Raw genomic sequence first — 26707 nt, 5'->3', positions numbered from 1 at the left:
AATCCCTATTGTATCAACCTATCAAGAATAAAAGGTTTATCTGTTTTGCCTTGAGGAACAAAAGTTCCTTGTGAAGAATTCACTCCTGTTGAAGGAGGTAACTCTAATGACCCTTTACGCCCACACCCAACGATACCCAAGCCCCCAAAAAGGACAATCATCACCCCCTTTAATATAATTTTCATCTGTCCTCTTTCCTCATCTCGATCTCTTTTTTACCTTTAAAATACAATCACTCAAGCGCTCACGAGACGCTTTTTCCAATACGCAATTTGCCGAAAAACCTCTGAAGGCGCTGTTCCCCCAAAGCTTTTGCGACTTTCAACAGATTTTTCAACGGTCAAAACATCAAAAAGTGTCGCATTGATATCAGGACAAATTGCTTGAAGTTCATCTAATGATAAATCATGGAGGCGACACTGTTTTTTTTCTGCCAATGCCACAGCACACCCTGTGATGTGATGTGCTTCGCGAAAAGGAATCTCTGATTCGCGTACAAGCCAATCAGCAAAATCTGTAGCTGTTGCATACCCTAAATCCGCTGCTTGTTTCATGGCTTTTTTATTCACTTTCAAATCAGCAATCATCCCTGTCATTGCTGCTAGTGATAATTCCAAACTCAAAGCCCCATCAAACACATATTCTTTATCTTCTTGCATATCCTTTGAATAAGCAAGCGGTAATCCTTTCATCACCGTTAACAATCCCATAAGCGCACCATTCAATCGACCTGCTTTCGCTCGTACTAACTCTGCCGCATCAGGATTTCTCTTTTGTGGCATAATAGACGAACCCGTTGAAAAAGCATCTGATAAATGAATAAAACAAAACTGTTCACTTGACCAAAGAATTATTTCTTCTGCTAAACGTGAAAGATGTGTTGCACAAAGAGCGCCAGCGCTTAAAAATTCCAATGCAAAGTCACGATCTGAAACACTATCAATTGAATTGCGTGTAGGTTCGCGAAAGCCTAGCGCTTTTGCTGTCATAAAACGGTCAATTGGAAAGCCTGTCCCCGCTAAAGCAGCCGCTCCTAAAGGCGATTCATTCATTCGCTCAAGAGCATCACGCATCCGCGATAAATCTCGACCAAACATTTCAACATAAGCCATCATATAATGACCCAATGTTACGGGTTGAGCCAATTGTAAATGCGTAAAGCCTGGCATAAAGGTATCAACATGTTGTTCTGCGCGAATAAGTAATTGCTCTATCAATCCTTTTAAAGCTTGTGCTATCTTTTGCGTTGCTTCACGTACCCACAAGCGAAAATCAACAGCAACTTGATCATTGCGTGAACGCGCCGTATGCAAACGCCCAGCTACAGGACCTATCAATTCGCTCAGCCGCGCTTCAATATTCATATGAATATCTTCAAGCTTTCGTGAAAAAACAAATTTACCGTCTTCAATTTCTTGGCGAATAAGTTTCAAACCATGAACAATTTTTTCATAATCTGATTGTGAAATGATTTTCGTTTGCGCTAACATAGCTGCATGAGAAAGAGAACCTTCAATATCTTGTCGATAAAGTTTTTGATCAAAATCAATAGAAGCATTAATTTCTTCCATAATTGCAGCAGGGCCTGCCGCAAACCGACCACCCCACATTTGGTTCTTTAACTTCTCATCTGTCATATTCTGAAAACACCCATCCAAAGGACAAAATTATGATTTTTCAAATTTTCATCAGCAAAAAAAACAATAAAAAAAGGCAACTTTCCCTTGCATTCTTTATCATTGCATTGAGTTTATACGCAACCATAAACTACGATACCAAAAGAGAGTTTTTTCTTTTCAATTTCATTTCAGCAGCACAAGCACAAGAAATAAACATTAATAAAGCACGAGCAGAAAAAATGATGGCGATACGAAAAGCAGCAAAAGGCTTTTTTAGCCACATACGATTTGCTGATACGCCCTCAGATATGAATAAACTCTCTTTCAAGGATATTCTAGGAAAAGAGCACACACTCAGCGAATTTACTGGAAAACCAATGCTGGTCAATCTATGGGCTATTTGGTGTGCACCTTGCCGCACAGAAATGCCTGAACTTGCGCAATTAAAACGTGAATTAGGTGGAGAAAACTTTGATGTCATAGCTATTAATATCGATAAAACTGCTTCTCCTGAAAAAATTCAGCAATTTTTACAGAATATTCATTCAGATAATTTGCTTTACTATCGCGATGAAACAATGGATATTTTCAACAATGTTAGAAAACAGGGGCTCGCTTTAGGACTCCCCATTACATTGCTCATTGATAAAGAGGGATATCTCATTGCTTCTTTCAATGGTGCAGCTCCATGGGCCAATGACGATGCCAAAGCACTTATAAAAGCAGTCATTAAAGAAGCCCTATAACTTTAATAACCGCGTCTTTTTAAACGTTGTATAACAAGATCCAGTGCTGACAAAAAAGCAGAACGGTCTTTACGAGAAAAAGGACGGGGACCACCTATTATACTGCCCTGTCCACGCAAATCTTCCATCAAATTGCGCATCGCCAAAGCCTGACCAATTGAATTTACATCAAAAATACGCCCCGTTGGCGAAAGACAAAAACCCCCAGCTTGCACAACCCGTGCTGCTAAAGGAATATCACTGGTAATAACGATACTTGCCTCATGCACATGTTCTACAATCCAATCATCAGCACCATTGAATTCACCAGCAACGACCACTCTTTCAATGAGTGCTTCATCTGGAAGGGACAAAGAACGATTTGCCACAACAAATGTCTTAAGCTGATAACGATTCATCACACGATAAACTTCATCTTTTACAGGACAAGCATCCGCATCAATCAACAAAGTGATAGCAGGCTTTATTGGGATATTCATACCTTGGCTTTCAAGCAATAATAAGCTCTTTCATTCATCTGAATGTTGCAAATCCTTGCGATAAAACATTATCGCCGCGTTTATTTCTCCTCCCAAAATAAAAATTGCACTCAATATGTAGAGAAAAATAATAGCAACCATAATAGATGCCAACCCTGCATAGGTAGAAATATAATCAAACATCGTTAAATATTGCGCAAAAGCGATAGAAGCCATAAACCATATAAACATTGTCACCACTATTCCTGGTAAAATATCTATAATTTTCCGCCGCCCTGCTGGAAGCCATTTATGAACAATCAAAAGACTGATAAACAAAATAACGATTGCAACTGTATAACGCCATACACGAATAACAGCAATATATTCAGTCATAAAAAAAGAATGATTTTGCATAATTTTGATCAACAAAGGCGCCAGAATCAATAAAAAGCTAATCACAACAAGACCAACAGCTCCAAGGATTACAAAAAACAGACTTTGAAAACGACAAAATAACAAACTCCGTCGATCAGTAACACGGTAAGCTTTATTTAAAGCCGTACGCAAAGCCTCTATCCCATTAGAAGCAAAATAAGCCGCTCCAATGACAGAAAGCGTCAACACACCTCCTCGATGAATGGTTAAAACATTGACAATTTCCTGAGATAAAGGCTCTGCAATAACATCAGGCAATAACTGCACCAGTGCTTTAATTTTTTGCGGTGTATAGGTAAAAGCCCCTAGAAAACGAGCAAACGATGTTCCAAAAATAAAAAAAGGGAAAAATGCTAAAAGCCCCGATAGCGCAACATGGCTTGCAAAAGCACTCCCATTATCACGCCAATAATGACTTACTGCGTCACCCAAAATACGATAGCTATACCAAAAGATATTTTTTAACAAAACTCAATACTTTCTGGTAAAACTCTTCCTCAGTCTATTTCAAGTTTTATAAAAATCATCAAAACTCTGCAAATAAACATTTTGCAATGCTGCAATATAAAGGTCAATAATCAATACGGTCAAGCCCGACTTTATACCAAAACAAAAACAATAACCCACTCTATGAAGTTCTACAACGACCTCATTTTTTTGTTACTTCTACAGATCAGTAACCTCTTCTGTACATCATATGCCCTATAGAGAGCTAAGCAAGATGATCGTGCACACATAAAACCTTTTGAAGTCATGATTATCTGTATCGGAGCAATCGCCCCTCCTTTTTATTGCAATCTATGACTGAATAAAGAAAAAACTTCTTATCGATTTCTAGAAAAAACCAACGAAATTCAACAAAACCCCCTTGCTTTTATTCACCCTTTTTTAGAAACACTCTGACGTCCAAAATCAGGAGCATCAATTTCCTGTCCAGCATCAATAATATTGCGACGTACAGCACGCGTACGTGTAAAAAAGTTAAACAGTGTCTCACCATCTCCTAAATGAATTGCCCGTTCTAAAAAAGCAAGCCCCTCACTAAAACGGCTCAACATTTCTAAAATAGCATCCTTATTATGCAAACAAATATCTCGCCACATAACGGGATCAGAAGATGCTAAACGCGTAAAATCACGAAAACCGGAAGCGGAATAAGCAATCACTTCCGAATTTGTTACTTTTTCTAAATCACTCGCTGTCCCAACAGTATTATACGCAATCAAATGGGGTAAATGTGAAACAATAGCCAAAACAAGATCATGATGCTTAGGTTCCATCTTTTCGACACGCGCACCACAAGCTTCCCAAAACGCTGTTAATTGTGCGACAGCAGTAGCATCGCTATCCGCAAAAGGCGTTAAAATACACCAACGATTCATAAATAAATCAGCAAAACCAGCATCCGGTCCTGAATATTCCGTTCCAGCAATTGGATGCCCTGGAATAAAATGAACCGTTTTTGGCAATAAAGGTGCCATTTCCGCAATAACCAACGCTTTCGTAGAACCAACATCACTCACAATCGCTCCAAGTTTTAAATGATCACGAATAGTTTTTGCCACTTCTGCACTAGCTCCAACAGGAACAGAAAGAATAACCAAATCTGCTCCTTCAACAGCTTTTGCATTATCTGTCGTATAAAAATCCCCAAGCTCCAATTCACGCGCTCTTTTCAGGGTTTCTGGACGACGTGTTGCAATAGAAATCTGAGCCGCAAGATTTTTCTTTTTAATCACTCTTGCTAAAGAAGACCCAATCAGACCGATCCCAATGAGTGCTATTTTTTCAAACTGAATATGGAGCATCTTTCACCTTCAAAGATTCTTTGCAAATGGCAATAAAGACAATTGTAAAATCACAATTTTCTTGTTTGTTTGTTCAAGAGTTATGCGTAAAACATTAAAAAATGACAACTAGGGAATAAAGAATAAGGCAGTTTACCAATTACACCTGCGCAAGCTGACAACAGATCACTTTACCTAGAAAACACATAAAAAATAAATGACGAGAAATCTAACATCACGCTCTAAAACTCCCTCTTAATTACTGATCAAAGCGCATCACCGAAACAAAATAAAATGCACTCTCAATTAGGATAACAACGACTCTACATAAAATCCCATCAGTTTACTTTATCTTACTAATTTACTCACAAAAAAACACATCAAAAGCGTAAGCAGACACTAACTCTTCTCCAATTATCCCGATACGTTCATTAATTTGTACATTAGACCTATATAAAAACGTATTACGACTCCACCTACAACATCAACATAAGTTTCGCGAATATTGAAAACACCGTAAAACAACGCATACCAAAAGATACCATTTAAAACATTTTCCTCTCCCGATTCCGGATACCATAAATCAAATAAATATGAGAAAAACACGCCCTCTCAATAAAGAAAAAGTTTGGATAACAAAAACACTGAACATCCCTTTAATGGAATCACAACCCTCGCGTAAAATAGAACGCCCTAAATAGAATAGATTTGGATTACAAATTCATGCGTTTGTTTTAAAAAGGCATCTCGCTCCTCAGCCTATCTCACGACAATGTTCGTAAATATTATAACTATAAATCCATTAAGCACGACCCTCTTTACACTTAATAAAACACTATTATTATATTTTCCTACCCCCAATGTTGCAAAAAACCTTGGAATTTGAGAGCATTCATAAGAGGCATTTTTAGTGCTTTCTTGCACAGTTTTTATCCACACGCCCCCACTTATAACGTGCAAAAGACATTGTTCTGATTGATTCAATATAAAAAATAATAAATTATTAATAATAAACAATGGCTAGCTTTGTTTATGAGACACATTCATTGCTAAGATAATCATCTCTGTATCAAACATAAAAGTTTCCCCATAGGTGCTGTCGTTTTCATCATAATCTATTTTGACCTTCTCCTCATCCCACGAAGATTCTTAATTCATACAGATCTGCACACCGTTCATTTTCTTGTCTAAAAGATTCCTCTGGCTCACTATTTTATGTGATTCAATTAATCTATAGTATATTGATTTATAAAAATAATAATTTTTTTCAATTTGAATCATAACTTCGAATACTGTAAAATTCTTCCATCACAAACCCTCTTATCAATTAAAATCTCTTTTCTACACGTCACAAGAAGACATGTGAGAAAAAATGATGAAAAACGCTTTCTAATGCTAAAAACTGTAGCAACATTAGAGGCTAGCAAAGTATATAATGAGTGTCGACTTGCACTTTTATTAAGCGTAAAGATAGAGTTGCTCTATGGGTTTTATATTCTTCACAAGGAACTTTACTTCTACACCATTCATAAACACCGCCTCGAAATAGATATGACGCGCATTAAAAAATATTTCTAAGAAAGCGTATGAATCTACCATACAAGTGTCTTCTGTTGTTTGAGATACTCTGTTTTACATGGGGGTGTTACTCCATTAAGACTCTATGAACCAACCTAATATTCACCAAATACCCACACAAAAAAACATCGAATACATAAAATTTGATATGAGCCTCGTATCACTACTCTAAAAAACAGTACTTTACGATACAACAAAATAATAAAACTGTTTCAAAATGGCCTTTTGAAAATAAACTATTTCTTTTGAAGAAAAATTTCTATCAAGCTTTCAAGCTCCTAAAATGCATCCTCAAAAATACAAGTTCCACCAACCTCTACTTGATAGCATAACAGTTTTAATTGCTGAAAATGCCTCTGTGGTATACCAAAAATAAAAAATCATTATATTTCTAGGCTGTTAAGCTGCCATCTGGCGTCGTGCAATAATTGTAAGCCCTAACAAAACTTGACGAATGATAGCTTCGCCCAAAAGTGGATTTTTACGACTGTCTAAAACAGCACTCTGAATTCTTTCCATTGCATAAGAAATTTGTTCTAATTTCCAATATTTTAAAGCTTGTTCAACGATCTTTTTCCGTTGAAAAAAAATGGGAGGACGAGCTTCAGAAACCACCGTAAAAGGCGATTTTCCTTCAACCTCTACCTGATAACGCAATAGCTGTAATTGCTGAAAATGCCTTTGAGCTGTACTCAAAATTAAAAAAAGTGCCCCATGCACTGCTGCATGTCGGTTAAAATGCGCTTCAAAGCCTGATATATCGCCCAATAAAAGAGCATCAATGACTTCATCTTGAGAAAGAGCACTGACATCGCTTACAACAGCTTTCACATCTTCAAGAGTAATATGAACATTTGCAGCGTAAAGACAAAGCTTTTCTAATTCACCTCGTGATACAAGGCGATCCGCCCCTAAACATTCATGCAACCATCTACGTGCATCTAAAGAAAGAGTCTTCTTAAACTGTCCTAAAACCTCATCAATCAACCCGTCAAGAGAACGCATATCATCGGCAAAACAGGGCAAAGCCATCGCTTTTGATGCCGTTTCAACAGCATTGCGCAACCCTGTTCCTTTTTTTAAATCCCCTGATTCAATGAGTATAAAACAAGCTTCTGGTGGCTTCTCAATTAAAAGTTTTAAGGCAGCAAGAAAACCTTTTTGGTTAGCAGCATTAGAGATCCATATCAAACGATCTCCCCCAAAAAGCGATAACGTACGCGCTTCATTTTCCAAACGTGCAGGATCTTTATCAATTTCAGCAGCATCCAAACGAATTGTCGAAAATGGATCTTCTATTGCTACCCGTGTAAGTTTTGCAAAACATTGTGCACGCTCACAAACAAGACCACGATCTGGCCCATAAATGAGAACAATAGGAAAAGCACGTGAAAAACGCGTTAAAAACTGATCAACTTCATGTGCTTTTTTCTGAGCCACATTATTAATCCATTAACAGTTCATCATCATCAAGAACTTCCCCGCGAACTTTCTGAAACATGCCAATTAAATCATTGACATTCAAGCCCTTACGCTCTTCATGACAGACATCCAAAATCACTTTTCCACTATGCAACATCAAGGTGCGATCGCCATAATCAAGAGCCTGACGCATAGAATGAGTCACCATGATAGTCGTTAATTTTTTCTCTTCAACGATTTTTTCAGTCAACCGCATCACAAAATCAGCCATTCCAGGATCAAGTGCTGAGGTATGTTCATCAAGCAATAAAACATCCGCATGTGCTAACGTTGCCATCACAAGACAAACTGCTTGGCGTTGCCCACCTGATAAACTATCCATAGGATTATGAATATATGCTTCAAGACCAATGCCTAATTGAGCAATTTTCTCTCGAAAAAATTGCCGTTTCTCATAATTTAAAGCCGCACGCAAACCACGACGACTTCCTCGAAGAGCAGCAAGAGCCAAATTTTCTTCAATTGTTAAAGAACCACAACTTCCCTCTAACGAATCTTGAAAAACACAAGCAATTTTTCCAGCGCGTTCACTGACTGATTGCCTAGAAACATTTTGTCCATTGATAACCACTTTCCCTGTTGAAGGAAGCGTTGCACCCGCTAAAACACTGAGCAAAGTTGATTTACCAGCACCATTTGAACCAATAACCGTAACAAAACTACCCTGATCAATTTTCAGGTTAATATCAATTAAAGCCTGTTTTTCCAAAGGTGTTTGCGGTTTAAATGTGACCCCAACATGAAAAAATTCAATCACGTTTACGCCTCCTCCAATAGTGTGGCACAATAAGGGTTAAAATAACCAACAGTGAAGTAATCAACTGAAGATCTGTCGACGTATCAATACCAATTCCATTTGCTTCAAATGCAAATTGCACCGCCACACGATAAAGCACAGACCCTACAATACAGCTGATTATAATCCAAAAAATATTGCGCGTACGAAAGAGAGTTTCACCGATAATCACGGCTGCCAATCCAAAAACAATTGTTCCAATTCCACCGGTAATATCTGTTGCAATCGCAGTTTGAATATAAAGAGAACCACCAAGTGCCACACACGCATTGGAAAGCCCCATTCCAAAATATATCAATGCTGATGTATGAACACCTTGCGCCGTCGCCATGCGTGGATTAGCTCCCATTGCACGCATAGCAAGACCAATTTCACTTTCCAAAAAGCGCCAAATCAAAAACGCCATAACGAGCAACACAATACCAACGAAAAGAGGACGCACAAAAATATCAGACAAACCAAACAGATTATAAAAGGGCGTTAACGCAGTATCAGCAAGAGCTAAATTAACATTAGACCCTCCCATAATTCCCATAATACGAAGATTAACCGTATAAAGTGCCGACATTGTTAAAATAGAAGCTAAAAGATTCAAAATGCCAAAACGCAAATTCAACATAGCCGTTAATAAACCAGCCACCATACCTGCACAAAAAGCACATGCCATAGCTGTCCATGCATTGAAACCCAAGAGAATCAAAACACCACAGACACAGGAACCAAGAAGAAACGATCCATCAACTGTTAAATCAGGAAAATCTAAAACCCGAAATGAAAGATAAACCCCTATAGCAACAAACGCATAAATAAGGCCTAATTCCACAGCACCAGAAAACGCAAATATATTCATGTAAAAACAATCTCCATGAAAACTTAACGTATTTTTATAGGATCAACACTTTGATCAATAAAAGTTATTGAATCACTTTTGTTGCACGGTCAATAACTGCCTGCGGAATAACAATCCCTGCTTTTTGGGCTGCTTTCAAATCAATTCGAATGTCATTATTAGCTGCCTGTACAACATCAATATCACCAGGTTTTTCACCCTTTAGAATACGCACGACCAATTTTCCAGCATCAACCCCTACATCATAGAAATTCACACCTTGCGTCATAAAAGGCCCGCGCCCGATAGTATTAGAATCAACAGTAAATACAGGCATATTGGCTTCCTCTGAGACCTTTATTGCACCTTCTAAAACAGATAAAATCGTATTATCAGCAGGAACAAAAATAATATCGACCTTACCGATTAAAGCGCGTGTTGCTGCCTGCACATCTGAAGGCTTTGGTGCCGATGAGGGAATAATTTCAATTCCAGCTTTTTTTGCTACATCCTTTAACGTTTTAAGTGTCGAAACAGAATTTGCCTCAGAAGCATTATAAAGATAACCAATTTTTTTCAAATCTGGTTTTACTTCTTGTAAAAGTCTAACACTTTCTGCAACATCTATACGATCAGAACTCCCCGTCATATTACCGCCAGGTTTGGTAAGTGAAGAAACGATTTTAGCTCCGATAGGATCAGAAATCGCTGCAAAGACGATAGGAATTGTTTTTGTTGCCGCAAGCATCGTTTGTGCTGAAGGCGTGGTAATTGCTACAATAACATCTGGTTTATCACCAACAAATTTACGTGCAATTTGCGTTGCTGTTGAAATATTACCCTGCGCTGATAAAAAGGTAAGTTGAAAATTTTCACCTTGCTTATAACCATTTGCTGCAAGCACATCTTCTACACCTTTACGAACAGCATCCGCAGCAGGATGAACCATAATTTGCGTTATTGCAACTTTAACGTGTTTAACTTGGTCATCGGCCTTTGCAACACTGTTCATCATAAAAACAGTTGCAATGATAATCCCTAATATATTTATTCTCTTCAACATTATATTCCACCCCTCTCCATGCAAAAATTAAAAAAGGAATAATTTATTACTGAAGAATTTTCTAAAATCAATCTTTATTTCATTTTATTTAAACATGGACAAAATAAATCAAACTAAAATGATATTTTTTTGTTGCAATTCGTAGAAGCCTACGCCATACAGACAAGACATATATCGAATCGGTAAGCGGGTGTAGCTCAGGGGTAGAGCACAACCTTGCCAAGGTTGGGGTCGTGGGTTCGAATCCCATCGCCCGCTCCATTGAATTTTGTATTTATTCGTTCTTGTGTGGAGTTATAGCTTGTCATCGGTTGTTGTAGCTGTATGTATCTTGCCAGCAGGTTTTGTATATTTTTCCACTCGGTTTTGTATCAATTTACTTTTTTCAAAGTTTTTCTAAGATTCGTAATTTCTTGTGAAGCATCTATTGGATTGGGGCTTAGATCTAAGATAATAATTTTTAACTTAGACGGATTTTTTTACAGCCCCCGTATAAAAGATTAATTAGAAATGATGAACAATAACAAGAAAAACAAATGTTAAACAAATCAAAAATTGACTTATCATTAGAGAATAATTTTTGTTCAAAAGTACATTTTTTACCAAAATTGTGCCCTAAAATGAAGGTTGTTGATTTTTCAAATGGCGTGTCTTCTATTAATTCAACATTTGCTTCAGATACATTCAATATTATCTCTGCTAAAAATTTACAAGAAACTATACCTGTAGAGCAGGCAAAATCTATAATCGCTTTCTTGTAATGCGCAGAAACTACCTTTAGCTTGGTGGGTTGGACCTCATTCGTCTCATTATAAAATTGATGAAGTTCTCTTATCTATTAGCTTAGAGCATGTTGAAACAGAGGTAGGCATGGCAGCTTTAGCGCAAAATATAGACTCACATGTTACTTCTATGCCGGATAACTTCAAAATCAAGGAAGTTGAATCACTTCAAGATTTTAGAGATTATGGAAATGTTATGGCATCAGTCTTCGAGCCTTTTGATGAAGAAGCAGTTATATTTTATGAAACAATAGGCCGTTGTTATAAATAAAGACTCTGATGTAGAGATGTTCGTTGGTTATATAAATAACAATCCTATAGCAATATGTTTTTGTATTAAAGCAGATGGAGTTGGTGGAGTGTATGATATTGTCACCAATCCAGATTTTCAGAAAAGAGGTGTTGGGTCATTCATGACAAAAATTGCTATTGAGCATTTAAAAAGAAAGAAATGTCATGTTATTGATATGCAAGCCTCTCACGAGGGAATTGGCATTTATAAAAAATTGGGCTTTACAAACTTTGGTGAATTTAAAATTTATTCCAATAAACACATGATCATTGAGTGATGAATTCTTTTTTGCTCATCAACTAAAAGAATTTATTATTTTCAGCAGAGCTCAAATATGATCAAGCAATCGATACAACCAAGGAAGCTTGGCCAATCCCCTTTACTACTGATAGTGAAAAGCTAAAATCATTACAAATATAATTGTTTTAAATGACTCACTCAAATTTTCTTACTTTGTCTTAAATAAAGATATCTATCACAAATCTAAGTTGAATAAGTGTAAATTTTTTATATGATCAATAATCTACTGTTTGTTACTGATAATTATGAAGAACTCGAAAGCAAATATTTAGAACGACAGTTGCATCATAGTTTGTTAGATGGTTAGTCTGTTAGTTAATTAATAGAAAAAATTTTCGCTTTATAAAATAACCAAAGGAGCTTAAAAAAACTTTCAAAGATCATTTAAAGGTCCTTTATGTGTATTGTTTCTTTTTTATATCACAGTTGATGATGAGAAATCTCTCACGCTAATTGTATTATTTTTACACGAAATAAACTATTTTCACCTATTATGTAGAGTGAATTAAGTTTTTGGGATTTCTGGCACATCATTTGAAAGACAAAAGAAATTTTCCCTTGTACTTGTGCAAACAGCGTGGACATCATTTGGTAATCCTCTTGCTTGAACAAATTCTTATCCAGAATAATCTTCAACACAAAAATAAATTAATAACTTGATTTATAAAGATAATTTATCATTATTCATATTGAGCAAGCGTCTCAAATATCATAGGACTATCTCATTTCAAATCTCTATACATTAAAATCACTCACAATCATCTTCTCACGCATAACAGGCAAAATTGACGTATCGATAAAATTCACTTGAAGAAAGGAATAAAAACTCTTCTTCTGAACGCTCTGAAATACCAAAGATTATCGCAACATTGGGAGCTAAAATAGTATAGGGGGGGACCCCTTTCACCTTGAAAACGTAAAAATGGGAAGCATAATAGTTTTATACACTTCATAGAGGCTTTAGACCATTCACGAACATTATTATAAAATGGATGTGACACACCTTGAGAGAAATCTCTTTAAAATAAACATGTGAATTAACAATATAAGTGCATTCTATTTTACATGAGGAACATAACTTTAATCAAGATAAGGTAACATAAGGTGTTGAAACCGTCATAGCGCACAATAAAATCAGACCATTTTAAATGTTTAATGGTAACATCTGCTAAACAACAGAATAAAAATTCAATTTTGAAAAGATTAAACCATACGCTACAGGTCTATTGAAACTCCGATTGTACGATCGACTATCTTCTCGCTAAAATTTAATTACTATGAATATAAAAACCTTAAAACCCGCTCTAAATGCGTGAAAGTTTCTAGATCTTGCTGTATTAAATATTGAAACTCCTCATGGCTACTCATCTGAAACGCCAATAATTCCATAAAGCAGTTCCATAAAAAGGATAATGACGTTGTAATATCCGAAAAAAATTTACCACATCACCTGAAAGATCATTGATAATTCCATCAGAAAGTATCAATTTCTATTTAGAAAACCCTATCCATGCCGACAAAAAACTCTGTAAATGTTAGATATCTTCAATAATTTTGATAACGATTTTGGCTCATCCTGTTTTGCCACCAATATAAGAAACAGCAAATATAGTGGGATCAGCCAGCTTTAATATTGGTCTTTCCCTCTATCCTTTTTTCTATCAAATCCTGATTTTACAATTCCTTTCTCTCTCTTTTTTTATACTCAAAATTGCCTCTGAAACAGGATAGATTAATCGTAAAAAATATATAAAAGAAACAAATTATAACATTTTTTTCTCATCCTTCTTAATACAAAATAACTGTTAAGCTACAATGCGCTAACACTTATCAGTCATAAGTCCAAAACAGCATATAATGACGAAACAAATTCATAAAGTGAAGATTTTTCACTATCAATCGTTGTATTAATCTTTCCATAATGCATAAAAATGATGAAGCGGCCCTCGCCCTTTCCCTACTTTTAAAGCATCTGAGGCAGTTAAAGCGCCATGCAAATAATCTTTTGCTTGTTTAACAGCGCAATCCAAAGGTTGGGTAGGTAACAGAGCTGCAATGGCAGCAGAAATGGTACACCCTGTCCCATGATCATGAGTGGTTGAAAGACGAGAGGCTTCAAGTATAACAAGGTTTTCACAATCACAATAAAGATCTGGACTAGAACAATCGTAATTTTCTGTACTATTTCTGGTAAGCGTATTCAAATGTCCCCCTTTTAACAAAACTGCACGACACCCTAGCGCCAAGAGTCGTGGAGCATATTGATACATAGTCTCTAAAGACCATTGCACTTCACATCCCAATAACAATGCAGCTTCAGGCAAATTTGGCGTGATCAAAGTTGACATCGGCACAAGAACATCACGCATAATTTCAATTGCATCAGACTTTAAAAGAACATCACCACTTTTTGCAACCATAACCGGATCAAAAACAATGAAACGCGCTTTATGATAAGCAAGACGTTCTGCAATAACCTGTGCAATCTGAGCATTTGCAACCATACCAATTTTAACAGCATCAACATGGATATCCTCAAAAACAGAATCAATTTGATCTGCAACAAAAGAAGCATCTAATGCCTGAAAAGAACGCACACCCTGAGTATTTTGTGCAACAACAGCTGTAACCACACTCATACCATAAGTTTTCATAGCTGAAAAAACCTTCAAATCCGCCTGCATTCCAGCGCCACCAGAAGGATCTGTTCCCGCAATAGATAAAATCCGTGGAATAAAAAGTTTATCTTTTTGTAATTCCATCAACCTCTTTCCTTCTGTTTTTAAATATCGGAAAATGAGTTACCGAAAAATAGATGCTTGAAAAAATATAAAGAAGATGTTTTCTCATGTGAATTATATTATATACGAAGTCTTCTTATAGATATAAAATGGAAAATGTAGTGCTTATCCTTCGTTCTATTCTTTTTACGTTCGCTTTTTATACAACAACTTTCATACAAATGATTCTTTACGCTCCCGTTTATTTTTTAATGCCCCGCAAAAAGGCATGGATTGTCCCTAAAACATGGGCGCGCGTTACTCTCTTTTTGCAAAAATACATCGCAGGCACAAGTTATGAGATTGAAGGTTTAGAAAATCTTCCCAAAGGACCCTACATCATTGCTCCAAAGCATCAATCGGCTTGGGAAACTTTCAGTCTTGTTCCCTATTTTGATGATCCCACTCTCATTTTAAAACGTGAATTGATGTGGATTCCATTGTTTGGCTGGTATATGGCAAAAACGCAAATTATCCCCATTAACCGCACAACACCCATCAAAGCCTTAAAAATGATTATACAAAAAGCAAAAGAGAAAGTAAAACAAGGGCGCCAAATCTTGATTTTTCCCGAAGGAACACGCCGACAACCCGGTCAAGAACCAGATTATAAGTCAGGAATTGTCGCGCTCTATAATGAATTAGGACTTCAAGTTGTTCCTATTGCACATAATGCGGGTTTATATTGGCCACGCAATAATTTTCGCCGCTATCCTGGAACAATTCGTGTCCGTATTCTTCCCCCGATAGAGGCTGGTTTAAGCAAACGTGATTTTCTAGATCAACTTGTCCAAAAAACTGAAAAAGCGTGTGATGAACTGCTTCTCTTAGCAGCTCAAGATCCTACCCCTCCTCCTATGCCACCATACGCTGTTCAGAAACTTCAAAAACTAAATCATCATGAAACAATGCACTGATTGATAAGAATAATGCATCACTTTGTATATTGAGCGGAGTATAGGAAACAAAAATATAAGAAAGATACTTCAAACTTTCTAATTCAAAATTATAAAACACATGTACATGATAAGAAATAATCAATGTGTAAATTTTTTTGAAAAAGAATTCTTCCTCTCTTTAAAATCATTTAAATAACTTACATCTCATTGATTTATAAGGATATTTTAGCGTTATTCAACTTGAATGAGAACCCTGAATACCGTAAGATTTTCTCATTTCAAATCTACTCTAGGTTGAATCAATTAGAATTATTTTCTTGCACATTACAAGCGGGGATACCTCGTGTGAATAAAACGATACAAGAAAAGATTAAAATACTTTTTACGAACCGTCTCAAATACCAAGGGCTGTCTTAATAGGAAAGTAAGAAAAATGCATGATTATGCAGATTCGTTCCTTCCTGAGAAACATCAATCCCCCAAGAATCTGAAATCTTGTATAATCTTCATTATTTAAAAAGTATTTCTTGAGATACTTAAGTCATCAAACCAAATTCAAGGGGAAAATAAAAATGAGTGTTGTTTTTTATCCCACATACACAACGGATACAGCAATTAACCATCTTTCCTCCCTATCCTAGACTCAAAAGCTTTGTGTGCTACATTAAAACAATTCTAAATAACGAATAAGAGGGAACTAGATTTAAATTAATGCAACGTCTCTTCTATAATTTATTTTTTTCTGTGATTTTGAGTTTATCCAGCGCTGTTGCTCTAGCGCAGCCTTTTATTTCTGTTGATGTTACAACGAGGCGTATCTTAAAACATAATCAAGCTTTTGAGCGTTGGTATCCTGCTTCCTTGACAAAATTAATGACCGCTTATGTTATTTTTCGTGCCATGAGCCGAGGGGAAGTTTCACCAAACAAACATATCACCATCAGCGAATACGCCGCAAAAGCTCCCTCATATCGTTCAGGCTATAAAGCTGGTTCTGTACTCACACTTGATACAGCCTTAAGTATTACCATGGTTAAATCTACCAATGATTTAGCCATTGCCATGAGTGAAGCTATTGCGGGTTCACAGAAAGATTTTGTACGTAAAATGAATAGCGAAGCTAAACGTTTAGGCATGTTTGGCACCCATTTTGCGAACGCAAGTGGTTTACCAGATCCTCAAAACTACTCCACGGCACGCGATATTGCTCTTTTAGCCGTTCAAATACGTCGAGAATTTCCACAATATGCTCATTATTTTTCTATTCCAGCCATTGATTTTGGTAATAATCGAAAAATCCAACATAACTCAAACAACCTCATTGGCCGTTTTTATGGGATAGACGGTATGAAAACAGGCTTTATTTGTGCCTCTGGTTTTAATCTTGTTGCCTCAGCCACCCGCAATAAACGTACAATTATTGCTGTCATTCTAGGTGCTAACAACATAAGTGAAAGAGAAGAAAAAGCTGCACAACTTCTTGAAACAGGATTTTTGCACCAAGGAAACCCCCAATTAACACTAGCAACATTAAAACCTTATGGGAGCAACATAACACAAGCCAACAATATGAGACAACAAACATGCACACCTGAAGCCATAAAAATGCATGCAAATTCATATGATGATCAAGGAAATATTATTCTCACCTCACCTTTTATCACTGCTCCACCTTCTTTTTCTCATCCTTTATCAGTACATCTCATTCGTACGCCACAAACACCTAAAATGACAGTAAAACCACTAAGAAAACCCTATATTCCGTATAAAAGGCACGCAAACCATTCTATAAAAAGTCATAAATCATAATCTAAAATTAATTATAATACTTTGATTTATAATGATAATTAATTATTTTGTACCTTATGTCAGAACCACAAGTATTGTAAGATTCTCTCATTTCAAATCTGTATTTGTTGAAGCAATAAAAACCAGTTTCTTGCCACCACAAGGTGGATAAACATGTAGATAAAATAATTAAAACAAAGAATAAAAATTCTTCCTATAAGTCCTTTCAAGAACTAAGAATTATCGTAACATTGACGCTAAAAAGTGTATGATATACCCACGTGCACCTACCTTTATAAGCGTAAAGATAGTGGTACAATGGATTTCATGGGGGATTAACCATTATATCCCTCACGGACACCATTATAAATTGGTTAGACATACTGAGATATATTTTTTAAAAACAAAACTATGATTGATGATTAACATGAAAATAAAGCGCATCCCCCTCACGCTTATTACAGGTTTTTTAGGCTCTGGCAAAACAACTTTGCTCAACCGTATGCTACAAGACCCTCTTTTAACAGAATGTGCTGTTATCATCAATGAATTCGGCGAAATCAGTATTGACCACCTTCTGGTTGAAAAAACGACAGAAGGAATTATTGAGCTTGCCAATGGCTGCTTATGCTGCAATTTACGCAGTGATCTCATCGACACATTAATTGATTTAATAAATCGCGTTCAGACAGGACAGATCAAACAACTCCATCATATTATCATTGAAACCACAGGGATGGCTGATCCCGCCCCTATTTTACAAATACTTTTAAGCCACCCGTTGTTTATTCAAACATTGTCCATAAATGCTGTTCTTGCAACATTTGATACATTAAGCCCGCTTTCCATATGTGAGCGCTATCCTGAAATATATAAACAATTAATATTTGCTGATAAAATCATTCTCACCAAAACAGATCTTAGAGACCCACAAACGCTTTCAGATACACTCCTTAGCACACTTAAAACAATGAATCCTACAGCACAAATCATTGACGCCCATTCTGAAGATTTCTGTTCAAATCTATTAATAAATAACACATTATGGGATGAAAAAGTAGAAAATACAAAACTTAAACAAAATCTTACGACTACCCCGCATGATCATACCCCCCATAAAACCATTCGTACCTTTTCACTAAACTGTGAGGGTCCTGTTGATTACGCCACAATTGAAGCCTTTTTAGATCTCCTACAAGAGCGTTATGGTACAAAATTATTACGTATTAAAGCAATTATCGCATTGCGTGATGACCCTTATCGCCCACTCGTATTACATGGCGTACAAACATTTTTTCACCCTCCCATAAGATTGCCAGCATGGCCAAAAGGAATAAAACAAACACGTTTCGTCATCATTGCCGATGGTGTTGAAAAAGAAGCTATACAAAAACTCCTCAATGCTTTTTTTAATAAACCAGCAATAGATACTGCAGACAAAACAGCTCTCTTAGAAAATCCTCTGGTCATTCCAGGAATAAAATTTTAATTTTTTCTCCTCTTCAATGATATAGCATTAAATTCATTGACACCACCATCTTTATGTTTTTAAAGGAGCAAACCGGCACATCATTACACACTTTGCTAATTCCCAATGTTGAAATAGCTTTTGGCACTTGAAACGGTTTGTAAAAAGCATTTTAGTCTTTCTTGTACAATTTCACCCACGCAGCAATCCTCGCTTGTAATGTGCAAGCAAATGGTTTCAATTTATTCAACATGCAACAGCTTTGAAATGTGGAATCTTACGGTATTCAGGGTTCTAATTCAAGTTGAATAACACTAAATTATCTTTATAATCAATATGTTATAAATTTATAAAAAACTTTCATAAATATTTCTATTCAAGTTTATTAACATAATGGAATAAAAAATAAGAAAATACACATTTTTAACAATGCTTTCTGCACAATAATGCCTCTCATAAAATTATTCGTACCTTTTCACTGAGCGGCAAAATCCCCATAGACTACCACAATTGAAACTTTTTAGCTCTCTTACAAAATCACATGCCGGAAAATGACTATCTATTAAAACACTCCAGCGCTAACATATTACCCTTATCTGTAAAATCGTCGCCCTCACACAAAATAGAATACCATTGTATCACGAATTCACGCACTCGTTTAAAAACACCGTCTCTCAATACGCATTATTCCTATTTCAAGACGCTACCCATAAATAATATAATACAAAATTCTCCATGAAATGTATAAGGCCCATTCTCCATCTTTACTCTATAAATATGTAAACTGATCGCCTCATACTTTTGCCAGTTAAAAATGTTTTGAAAAAACTTGGCACTTTAGAGTACTCATGAGAACTATCTGTACTCCTTTCTTTAAAAATTTTATTCACATGCCAATCCAATTTTATGGCGTGCAAAAAATGGTTTCGATTGATTCACCATAAACAAATTTTAAGATAAAAGGATCTTATGATATTTAGTCCCTAATTCAAACTGAAAAATTATAAACTATCATTATAAATCAAATTGTTATGATAAAAATTTTCAATATCCATCAATCTGTAAACAGATTGTTTTCTCTCTAAATGCGCTTCATCTGCAAACCACTTCATGTGATTCATTTCACAGACAGATTGGCCAAATTCTTGGTTCTAAAATATTCTGCTCAACTCTATATTTATTCAAGCTAATTGAAATCAAAATCCCTGTTAAGAAAAAACCAAAATCAGACAGAGGCAATATCGCATTTTAAAATATGTGAATGTATCTTATATAACAGCACGACAAGACAATATTTTACAGCATAAAAGAATAAAACTCTTTGAAAGAAATAAAAAGAGAGGCACATTCCATGTTAACTTACTCTTCACTAAAAACGAAGATTGACACCAGTGCCGATGTGCAAACAATCCAACTTCTTTGAGAAAATTCCTCTTGGCTTCCCACTTCATCTGATTTACTTACATAAGGCTCTATGAAAAAACTCTGCGCTTTAAAATATTGACTACTCACTTAAACACCTTATGTGCAAAGTTTTTGCATATCCTGTATCGCCATTATTAAGTGATAGTGTTACAGTGCAATAGAATACAATAACACTCACGGCATTCGAGAAACTGAAGTTTTATCAATATCGCGATTAAAAACGTAACGTTTTCCATAAACCTCAACAGTTGGAGGTTGACGATTTTTTTCAAAAAAATCATAACCTTTCTTAAGCATAACCCAGAATTGATAATGAGGATCCTTGCTATGACGTGACATATTATCCTCGGTCATGCGGAAAGGAAAAGCCTGTAACTGAAACTCTCTTTGTCCTCCTTTAAAAGCATCCCGTGCAAACGCATAAATCTGAGCCATGTTCTTATCACTCATAGAATAACAACCTGCGGAAAAGCAAGAACCATGCACCATAAGATTGCTTCCTGTGCGACCATTTTCTTGATCATAAAGGTTAGGAAATCCTATATTAAAAGAAAGATAATATTTTGAATAAGGATTCATTTGGTTTGCGCTAATAGTATAAAAACCCTCTGGTGTCTGAAGATCCCCTTCTTTATATTTAGGTCCAAGCTTACCAGACCATTTGCAAATGCCATAGCGAGCAACCAAGATAAAAGGTCCTGAACGAGATTGTTTCCAAACTTCAGCAAGATTTTCTTCCTTGAAAAATCGCATTACAATTGGTGCATAAGGATCAATATCGTACAAAGCCATTCTATTCTGGATTTCTTGCGGCAACGGCTGCTCAACCTTAGCACGAATAGAAGCTGGTAATCTTCCTTCACATGCTGTCAATATTCCCATTACAAACAACATGCACACAGCGAGGAATCTGCTAAATGTCATCGAATAAAACTCCAATCCAACACCCCTCACAAAAAATAACCTATGTTAGAGATCGACCAATTTGAAGATATTTTTCCCTTCGCTCTTGTTTAAGAGCTTCCCCATCTTTTCCAGCCATAGCTTTTAAAGCCTCTGAAATAACATCACCCGTTGCATCAATGGCAATCTCTTTGCCACGATGTGCTCCCCCTAAAGGTTCCGAAATAATGCCATCAATAATCTTTAAGCGATACAAATCTTGAGCGGTAATACGCATATTCATTGCAGCATCTTTCGCACGAGCTGGATCACGCCATAAAATAGAAGCTGCTCCTTCTGGTGAAATAACAGAATAAATTGCGTGCTCCAACATATAAACTTTATTGGCAGCCGCGATTGCTATCGCCCCTCCAGAACCGCCTTCTCCAATAACAACGGAAACTACAGGAACTTTCAAACGCAAAGTTGTAGCTGTTGATTGGGCAATTGCTTCTGCCTGCCCCCGTTCTTCAGCACTCACACCAGGATAAGCGCCTGCCGTATCAACAAAAGTGAGAAGTGGCAAACCAAAACGATCAGCCATTTCCATAATACGTACAGCTTTACGATAGCCTTCTGGACGTGCAGAACCAAAATTATAGCGCAAACGTGTTTGCGTGTCATAACCTTTCTCTTGACCGATATAAGCAACGGCCTCACCTTTAAAGCGTGCAAACCCCGCTTGAATAGCCTCATCTTCAGCAAACTTGCGATCTCCGGCCAAAGGCGTAACGTCACTCAATAGGCGTTTAGAATAGTCCATAAAATGGGGACGATTAGGATGACGAGCGACTTGCGTTTTTTGCCACGGCGATAATTTTTTATAAATATCGCGCAAGGCTGTTTGGGAACGCGTTTCAAGGCGAGCAATCTCATCGCTCATATCAAGACTGCCTTTTTCCTGAGAAATTTTTTTTAATTCAAGAATTTTCCCATCAAGATCAGCAACTGGTTTTTCAAAATCAAGATAATTATACATTTGTGTCAACTCATTCAGTGTCACTTATACACTTATAATTTGCTTTATAAAGTCTTTTTCAAAAACATCACCTTTTCTTTAACGAGCCTTTTGCTCATCGGCAAGTGGATGATGCTCATTGACTAAACGATAAAGTCCCTCTTCCAACACATGGGTATAAATCTGAGTAGTAGCAATATCAGAGTGACCTAACAAATGTTGAACGGCACGCAAATCAGCACCATTTTGCAAAAGATGACTAGCAAAAGCATGACGCAACACATGGGGAGAAAAGCTATCACTTTCTATTCCTGCTCTTCTAGCGAGATTTTTCAACTCCCGCGCAACGACTTGACGAGCAATATATCCTGTCTCGGAATGCGCGGGAAAAAGATAAGAACTCGTAGCACCCTTTCCCTGATCACGCAAGTTTAACCACTGTGAAAGAACTTGGCATGCTTTTTTTGATAACAGCACCATTCGTTCTTTTTTGCCCTTACCACGAACCAAAACGCTGTACTCCTTCCTTCGAACAGACTGAACCGGCAGACTCACCAACTCACTGATGCGTAATCCCGTTGCATACAGCATTTCAATCAATAGCTGAAGACGCAGTGCACGGAAATACTCTTTGGACCCATAATCTGCTTGATTGACTTCTAACTGTGCCAAATCAAGCAATTTTATCACTGCATCTTCACTCATGATTTTGGGCAAAGGACGCCCCTGACGAGGTGCATCAATATCATGAGAGGGATCATCTGCTCTCAACCCTTCAGCATAAAGAAATTGATAAAACTGACGCAAAGTCGATAAACGGCGCGCTTGCGATGATGCCGCAAAACCAAAAGTATGCATAAGCGACAAAAGGGTAATTAAATCTTCTTTTTGTGCTGAAAAAAGCGAAACAGAGTGTGAAGACAATTCGTCTTGTGCCCACTGCAAATCATGCTGATAAGCCGCAAGTGTATGAGGTGAAGCCCCTCTCTCCGCGCTCATCATCTCAAGAAAATGATCTATCACAGCACCACTTTTCATTTCATTGATTCACTTCCGTAGAAAGATTCCATGAATCCAAGGGAACATCAATGTACATATCCACAGTTACTGGTTCAACCCAAACCACAAGAGCACCCATTATAATGAAAAAAACAGAAAACAAAATGAAAAGAATCATCAAAAATCTAGTCAATGTTGGCATAAGACAATAACCTACCCAAAAATATTCTATCTCGTATAATGCCTCACAAAGATTAACAGGAATTGACTTTAAGATGGATAAATGCCGAAATAAAGTTATGAAAAGCAATCGACCAAAACGAATCCCCATAACACAAATAAAGAATCAGCTCTTATCGTCCCTTGATAAAAGAGCACTTGTCCTTGTTGGCCTTATGGGGGCAGGCAAATCAGTGATCGGAAAACGCGTCGCCACCATGCTTCGTTTACCCTTTTATGATTCTGACCAAGAAATTGAAAAAGCTGCACAAATGACAATCACGGAACTCTTTGAAATTTATGGTGAATCCGAATTTCGTGCTCTTGAACAGCGTGTTATTCTAAACCTCATGAAAAAAAGTCCCCTTATTTTAGCAACAGGTGGTGGTGCCTACATAAATGAAAATATCCGAAAAGCCATTCACAAAAATGGTATATCTATATGGCTAAAAGTCGATCTTGATATCCTCATGCAACGTGTCTCAAAGCACCCGACACGTCCCCTGCTTCAAACAGCCAATCCTAAAGAAACCATGCAAAAACTCATGGAACAGCGTTATCCTATCTATGAAAAGGCAAACTTAACAATTAACAGTCATAAAGAAAGCCGTCATACCGTAGCACAAAATGTTATACGATCCGTACAGCACTACCTATACACAGAAATTAACAATAGGGATAACCAGCATGCAAACCAAAACCGTCACTGTTAAACTGGACAAACACTGTTACGATATCATCATTGGTCCGGGTCTGGTTACACAAGCTGCTTCACAGATTAAACATGCTCTTAACAAAAAAGATCCTTATCCAACGCGCTTTGCACTTGTTACAGATACAAATGTTGCTTCCCTTCATTTGGAGATATTGCAAGCAGAATTAACAAAAAATAAAATTCATACTGTCCCTATTATTGTAGAAGCGGGAGAACAATCAAAATCATTTTCAACCCTGCAAGTTGTCATCGATCAAATTCTTGCTGCGCGTTTAGAAAGAGGCGACTGTGTTATTGCTTTTGGCGGTGGTGTCATTGGCGATCTAGCAGGATTTGCGGCAAGTATAATCCGCCGTGGTATGAACTTCATTCAAATGCCCACAACGCTTCTTGCACAAATTGATTCCTCTGTTGGTGGAAAAACGGGCATCAACAGCCGATATGGCAAAAATCTTATTGGTGCTTTTTTTCAACCGCAATGCGTTATTGCTGACACCTGTGTCCTTGATACCCTATCACTGCGTGAATTTCGTGCTGGTTACGCGGAAATGGTCAAATATGGACTCATTAACCAGCCTGATTTTTTTGAATGGCTTGAAAAAAATGGACAAGAAGTCTTTTCTAATGGCCCTATGCGAACAGAAGCCATTGTCCGCTCATGCCAATTTAAAGCTGCCATTGTAGCACGTGACGAACACGAAACAGGAGAGCGCGCACTCTTAAATCTCGGCCATACATTTGGACACATGCTTGAAACAGCAACCGCTTATGACTCAAAGCGTTTAATTCACGGTGAAGCTGTAGCAATTGGAATGATTCTAGCGCATCAATTTTCTGCTCAATTAAATTTAATAAGCCCCACGCTTACACAACGCGTTGAAGCACACCTTAAAGCAATAGGATTACCTACACAATTAAAGGATATCCCAGGGTGTCTACCAGATGCTGAAACTTTAATGACTCTCATTGCCCAAGATAAAAAAGTTTTACAAAATAATTTGACCTTCATCTTAACGCGCGGACTTGGCCAATCATTTATTGCAAAAAATGTTTCACCAGATGCAGTTTTATCTTTTTTGGAACAAAAATTAACAGAAATTCGTTAATTCATATTGAATATAATTGATTCGTTTTTATACTTCTATTAAAGATTAAATATGATGATGTCTGCGTAGCTCAGTAGGATAGAGCACAGGATTCCTAAAGAAATTGGGCACTTTGAGGAGAAATCCTCAAAGTGAATCTGCTCAAATTCGGGGAAAGCTTCATGGGCGACTATATGCCAATCCCGAGCCAAGTCTCTCTTCAAATGAGAGAAAGGTGTAGAGACTGAACGGGCAGCACCTAAAGAGCAAAAGCTTCAAGGTGAAGAGACAGTCCAGACCACAAACAGCCGATAAGGCTGGCGGTGAAAATCGAAGTGGTATGAATCCTGGGGTCGCAGGTTCGAATCCTGCCGTAGACACCATCGTATCAGTCAAATTATTCTTTGTGCACAATATTAGGAATATAGGGAAGCATCATGAAAAAAACTTTGCACATTTTAGGATTTTTCACCGCTTTAAGTTTATCACTCTTCAGCTCAAACAATAGCTTAGCTGGTTCTTTAATCATTGAAGTACCAGACAATCCAGAGCCCAAAACAGAGATCATTACCTATCAGTGTGATACTGAAACAGGTAAAGAGCGCGTTGAGGCAGTCTATCTTAATGCTGATAATATTTCGTTGGTTGATTTCAAATGGAACGGTGATCGTGTCATTGCTGCTAATGTCATCGCTGCGACAGGAGCAAAATTTGCAGGAGCTCAGTATATCTGGTGGGAGAAGAACAAAGAAGTCACGCTTTATGACCTTGCTCAGGATCCAGAAGAAAAAAAACCTATCCTCTGTAAAGATGAGTCAACATTATTATTTTAAATAACACGGGAAATATTATGAAAAAAATTTCTTTTACTAAACAATTTTTCATTACTTTAAGTGTGTTCCTCCTCGGTTCAATTAATGCATTAGCAAGTTCTTTAGTCATTAAAGTACCAGATGATCCAGAACCAACAACAGAGACCGTCTCCTATCAATGCGATATGGGAACAAGCAAAGAGCATGTTGAAGCAACTTATCATAATGCTGGCAATATTGCGCTTGTTGATTTAAAATGGAACGGTAAGCGCATCGTTGGTTCTAATGTAATTGCCGCTTCTGGAGGAAAATATGTGGGTGGTCAATACATTTGGTGGATAACTAAAAATGAAGCCATATTTTACGATCTTATTAATGATCCAAAAGAAGAAAAGCCCATCCACTGTGTAGAAGAAAAAAGCACAGAATAAGGAAGGTTCTTACATT

At 37.0% G+C, this 26707-nt stretch carries 24 protein-coding genes and 1 tRNA gene; 12 read left to right on the top strand and 13 right to left on the bottom strand.

All coding sequences use genetic code 11. From position 1 onward, the window contains the following. Positions 1-5: 5 nt before the first annotated feature. Both ACFIKN_RS05005 and argH read right to left on the bottom strand, forming a co-directional pair. Entirely contained in the window at positions 6-185 is a 180-nt protein-coding gene (locus tag ACFIKN_RS05005) for an LPS translocon maturation chaperone LptM (RefSeq protein ID WP_375637319.1), read from the bottom strand. A 51-nt stretch (positions 186-236) separates the two neighbouring features. Continuing rightward, a complete protein-coding gene (argH, locus tag ACFIKN_RS05000) occupies positions 237-1637 on the bottom strand; it encodes an argininosuccinate lyase (RefSeq protein ID WP_273790089.1) in 1401 nt (466 codons plus the stop codon). Positions 1638-1669: 32 nt separating this feature from the next. On the opposite strand from argH, the gene ACFIKN_RS04995 reads away from it, so the two are divergent. Beyond that, entirely contained in the window at positions 1670-2365 is a 696-nt protein-coding gene (locus ACFIKN_RS04995) for a TlpA disulfide reductase family protein (protein ID WP_273790090.1), read from the top strand. 2 nt (positions 2366-2367) lie between these two features. Here the strand turns inward: ACFIKN_RS04995 and ACFIKN_RS04990 are convergent, their stop codons facing one another. The 7 genes from ACFIKN_RS04990 to ACFIKN_RS04960 all read right to left on the bottom strand — a co-directional run bounded on the left by ACFIKN_RS04990 (position 2368) and on the right by ACFIKN_RS04960 (position 10796). Then, a complete protein-coding gene (locus ACFIKN_RS04990) occupies positions 2368-2844 on the bottom strand; it encodes a YaiI/YqxD family protein (protein WP_273790302.1) in 477 nt (158 codons plus the stop codon). Between the two features lie 30 nt (positions 2845-2874). Continuing rightward, entirely contained in the window at positions 2875-3729 is an 855-nt protein-coding gene (locus ACFIKN_RS04985; protein WP_273790091.1) for a YihY/virulence factor BrkB family protein, read from the bottom strand. Positions 3730-4139: 410 nt separating this feature from the next. Next, entirely contained in the window at positions 4140-5069 is a 930-nt protein-coding gene (locus ACFIKN_RS04980) for a prephenate/arogenate dehydrogenase family protein (protein WP_273790092.1), read from the bottom strand. A gap of 1956 nt (positions 5070-7025) precedes the next feature. Next, complete coding sequence (gene holA / locus ACFIKN_RS04975; protein WP_375657997.1) at positions 7026-8066, bottom strand: DNA polymerase III subunit delta; 1041 nt, start codon at positions 8064-8066, stop codon at positions 7026-7028. A 4-nt stretch (positions 8067-8070) separates the two neighbouring features. Continuing rightward, positions 8071-8865, bottom strand: a complete 795-nt coding sequence (locus ACFIKN_RS04970) for an ABC transporter ATP-binding protein (protein ID WP_375637313.1) — start codon at positions 8863-8865, stop codon at positions 8071-8073. Beyond that, positions 8858-9754 (bottom strand): ABC transporter permease, encoded by an 897-nt coding sequence (locus tag ACFIKN_RS04965; protein WP_375657996.1) that lies wholly within the window; start codon positions 9752-9754, stop codon positions 8858-8860. The genes ACFIKN_RS04970 and ACFIKN_RS04965 overlap by 8 nt, the downstream gene beginning before the upstream one ends. Before the next feature lie 64 nt (positions 9755-9818). Beyond that, entirely contained in the window at positions 9819-10796 is a 978-nt protein-coding gene (locus tag ACFIKN_RS04960; protein WP_375657995.1) for an ABC transporter substrate-binding protein, read from the bottom strand. A gap of 186 nt (positions 10797-10982) precedes the next feature. Here ACFIKN_RS04960 and ACFIKN_RS04955 point away from each other — a divergent pair. The 4 genes from ACFIKN_RS04955 to ACFIKN_RS04940 all read left to right on the top strand — a co-directional run bounded on the left by ACFIKN_RS04955 (position 10983) and on the right by ACFIKN_RS04940 (position 12147). After that, positions 10983-11057 (top strand) — tRNA-Gly (locus ACFIKN_RS04955). A 275-nt stretch (positions 11058-11332) separates the two neighbouring features. Next, positions 11333-11557: a hypothetical protein gene (locus tag ACFIKN_RS04950; protein WP_375657994.1), complete on the top strand. Its 225-nt coding sequence runs from the start codon at positions 11333-11335 to the stop codon at positions 11555-11557. Positions 11558-11666: 109 nt separating this feature from the next. Beyond that, positions 11667-11849, top strand: coding sequence for a hypothetical protein (locus tag ACFIKN_RS04945; RefSeq protein ID WP_273790134.1), 183 nt, complete (start codon positions 11667-11669; stop codon positions 11847-11849). Positions 11850-11865: 16 nt separating this feature from the next. After that, positions 11866-12147 (top strand): GNAT family N-acetyltransferase, encoded by a 282-nt coding sequence (locus tag ACFIKN_RS04940; RefSeq protein ID WP_375657993.1) that lies wholly within the window; start codon positions 11866-11868, stop codon positions 12145-12147. A 1930-nt stretch (positions 12148-14077) separates the two neighbouring features. Here the strand turns inward: ACFIKN_RS04940 and thiD are convergent. After that, positions 14078-14932: a bifunctional hydroxymethylpyrimidine kinase/phosphomethylpyrimidine kinase gene (gene thiD / locus ACFIKN_RS04935; RefSeq protein ID WP_375637303.1), complete on the bottom strand. Its 855-nt coding sequence runs from the start codon at positions 14930-14932 to the stop codon at positions 14078-14080. A gap of 128 nt (positions 14933-15060) precedes the next feature. Between thiD and ACFIKN_RS04930 the strand changes: the two genes are divergently transcribed. The 3 genes from ACFIKN_RS04930 to ACFIKN_RS04920 all read left to right on the top strand — a co-directional run bounded on the left by ACFIKN_RS04930 (position 15061) and on the right by ACFIKN_RS04920 (position 19126). Next, the gene (locus ACFIKN_RS04930; protein WP_273790137.1) at positions 15061-15867 is read left to right on the top strand and encodes a 1-acyl-sn-glycerol-3-phosphate acyltransferase; all 807 of its coding nucleotides are present in this window, start codon (positions 15061-15063) and stop codon (positions 15865-15867) included. A gap of 693 nt (positions 15868-16560) precedes the next feature. After that, complete coding sequence (locus tag ACFIKN_RS04925) at positions 16561-17658, top strand: D-alanyl-D-alanine carboxypeptidase family protein (RefSeq protein WP_375630665.1); 1098 nt, start codon at positions 16561-16563, stop codon at positions 17656-17658. A gap of 406 nt (positions 17659-18064) precedes the next feature. Continuing rightward, positions 18065-19126 carry a CobW family GTP-binding protein gene (locus tag ACFIKN_RS04920; RefSeq protein WP_375637301.1) on the top strand — a complete coding sequence of 354 codons (1062 nt, stop codon included), beginning with the start codon at positions 18065-18067 and terminating at the stop codon, positions 19124-19126. Between the two features lie 1578 nt (positions 19127-20704). Here ACFIKN_RS04920 and ACFIKN_RS04915 read toward each other — a convergent pair. The 3 genes from ACFIKN_RS04915 to ACFIKN_RS04905 all read right to left on the bottom strand — a co-directional run bounded on the left by ACFIKN_RS04915 (position 20705) and on the right by ACFIKN_RS04905 (position 23468). Further along, positions 20705-21454 (bottom strand): murein L,D-transpeptidase family protein, encoded by a 750-nt coding sequence (locus ACFIKN_RS04915; protein WP_273790140.1) that lies wholly within the window; start codon positions 21452-21454, stop codon positions 20705-20707. Between the two features lie 40 nt (positions 21455-21494). Beyond that, the gene (locus ACFIKN_RS04910) at positions 21495-22451 is read right to left on the bottom strand and encodes an acetyl-CoA carboxylase carboxyltransferase subunit alpha (RefSeq protein WP_273790141.1); all 957 of its coding nucleotides are present in this window, start codon (positions 22449-22451) and stop codon (positions 21495-21497) included. A 78-nt stretch (positions 22452-22529) separates the two neighbouring features. After that, positions 22530-23468: a site-specific tyrosine recombinase XerD gene (locus ACFIKN_RS04905; RefSeq protein ID WP_273790142.1), complete on the bottom strand. Its 939-nt coding sequence runs from the start codon at positions 23466-23468 to the stop codon at positions 22530-22532. Positions 23469-23728: 260 nt separating this feature from the next. On the opposite strand from ACFIKN_RS04905, the gene ACFIKN_RS04900 reads away from it, so the two are divergent. From ACFIKN_RS04900 to ACFIKN_RS04885, 4 genes are all read left to right on the top strand, one after another. Continuing rightward, positions 23729-24361 (top strand): shikimate kinase, encoded by a 633-nt coding sequence (locus ACFIKN_RS04900; RefSeq protein WP_375645449.1) that lies wholly within the window; start codon positions 23729-23731, stop codon positions 24359-24361. Then, entirely contained in the window at positions 24336-25469 is a 1134-nt protein-coding gene (gene aroB / locus ACFIKN_RS04895) for a 3-dehydroquinate synthase (RefSeq protein ID WP_375657992.1), read from the top strand. The genes ACFIKN_RS04900 and aroB overlap by 26 nt, the downstream gene beginning before the upstream one ends. Positions 25470-25885: 416 nt before the next feature. Continuing rightward, positions 25886-26281: an MliC family protein gene (locus ACFIKN_RS04890; RefSeq protein ID WP_273790144.1), complete on the top strand. Its 396-nt coding sequence runs from the start codon at positions 25886-25888 to the stop codon at positions 26279-26281. A 17-nt stretch (positions 26282-26298) separates the two neighbouring features. Beyond that, positions 26299-26691, top strand: coding sequence for an MliC family protein (locus ACFIKN_RS04885; protein ID WP_273790145.1), 393 nt, complete (start codon positions 26299-26301; stop codon positions 26689-26691). Positions 26692-26707 lie beyond the last annotated feature (16 nt).

Source organism: Bartonella sp. CL436QHHD (genome assembly GCF_042195105.1).
GTDB lineage: Bacteria > Pseudomonadota > Alphaproteobacteria > Rhizobiales > Rhizobiaceae > Bartonella.
The sequence above is the reverse complement of the archived record's forward strand: the minus strand, read 5'-3'. Positions and strand labels throughout refer to the sequence as shown.

What these genes read in the sequence shown, in the direction of transcription:
- ACFIKN_RS04885 (WP_273790145.1), top strand. Translation starts at nt 26,299, where the DNA reads ATGAAAAAAATTTCTTTTACTAAACAATTTTTCATTACTTTAAGTGTG.
- thiD (WP_375637303.1), bottom strand. Translation starts at nt 14,932, where the DNA reads ATGGAATTACAAAAAGATAAACTTTTTATTCCACGGATTTTATCTATT.
- ACFIKN_RS04990 (WP_273790302.1), bottom strand. Translation starts at nt 2,844, where the DNA reads ATGAATATCCCAATAAAGCCTGCTATCACTTTGTTGATTGATGCGGAT.
- ACFIKN_RS04900 (WP_375645449.1), top strand. Translation starts at nt 23,729, where the DNA reads ATGAAAAGCAATCGACCAAAACGAATCCCCATAACACAAATAAAGAAT.
- ACFIKN_RS04950 (WP_375657994.1), top strand. Translation starts at nt 11,333, where the DNA reads ATGTTAAACAAATCAAAAATTGACTTATCATTAGAGAATAATTTTTGT.
- ACFIKN_RS04925 (WP_375630665.1), top strand. Translation starts at nt 16,561, where the DNA reads ATGCAACGTCTCTTCTATAATTTATTTTTTTCTGTGATTTTGAGTTTA.
- ACFIKN_RS04940 (WP_375657993.1), top strand. Translation starts at nt 11,866, where the DNA reads ATGTTCGTTGGTTATATAAATAACAATCCTATAGCAATATGTTTTTGT.
- ACFIKN_RS04930 (WP_273790137.1), top strand. Translation starts at nt 15,061, where the DNA reads ATGGAAAATGTAGTGCTTATCCTTCGTTCTATTCTTTTTACGTTCGCT.
- ACFIKN_RS05005 (WP_375637319.1), bottom strand. Translation starts at nt 185, where the DNA reads ATGAAAATTATATTAAAGGGGGTGATGATTGTCCTTTTTGGGGGCTTG.
- ACFIKN_RS04920 (WP_375637301.1), top strand. Translation starts at nt 18,065, where the DNA reads ATGAAAATAAAGCGCATCCCCCTCACGCTTATTACAGGTTTTTTAGGC.
- ACFIKN_RS04910 (WP_273790141.1), bottom strand. Translation starts at nt 22,451, where the DNA reads ATGTATAATTATCTTGATTTTGAAAAACCAGTTGCTGATCTTGATGGG.
- ACFIKN_RS04915 (WP_273790140.1), bottom strand. Translation starts at nt 21,454, where the DNA reads ATGACATTTAGCAGATTCCTCGCTGTGTGCATGTTGTTTGTAATGGGA.
- ACFIKN_RS04995 (WP_273790090.1), top strand. Translation starts at nt 1,670, where the DNA reads ATGATTTTTCAAATTTTCATCAGCAAAAAAAACAATAAAAAAAGGCAA.
- ACFIKN_RS04965 (WP_375657996.1), bottom strand. Translation starts at nt 9,754, where the DNA reads ATGAATATATTTGCGTTTTCTGGTGCTGTGGAATTAGGCCTTATTTAT.
- ACFIKN_RS04960 (WP_375657995.1), bottom strand. Translation starts at nt 10,796, where the DNA reads ATGTTGAAGAGAATAAATATATTAGGGATTATCATTGCAACTGTTTTT.
- ACFIKN_RS04980 (WP_273790092.1), bottom strand. Translation starts at nt 5,069, where the DNA reads ATGCTCCATATTCAGTTTGAAAAAATAGCACTCATTGGGATCGGTCTG.
- ACFIKN_RS04945 (WP_273790134.1), top strand. Translation starts at nt 11,667, where the DNA reads ATGGCAGCTTTAGCGCAAAATATAGACTCACATGTTACTTCTATGCCG.
- ACFIKN_RS04905 (WP_273790142.1), bottom strand. Translation starts at nt 23,468, where the DNA reads ATGAAAAGTGGTGCTGTGATAGATCATTTTCTTGAGATGATGAGCGCG.
- argH (WP_273790089.1), bottom strand. Translation starts at nt 1,637, where the DNA reads ATGACAGATGAGAAGTTAAAGAACCAAATGTGGGGTGGTCGGTTTGCG.
- ACFIKN_RS04890 (WP_273790144.1), top strand. Translation starts at nt 25,886, where the DNA reads ATGAAAAAAACTTTGCACATTTTAGGATTTTTCACCGCTTTAAGTTTA.
- aroB (WP_375657992.1), top strand. Translation starts at nt 24,336, where the DNA reads ATGCAAACCAAAACCGTCACTGTTAAACTGGACAAACACTGTTACGAT.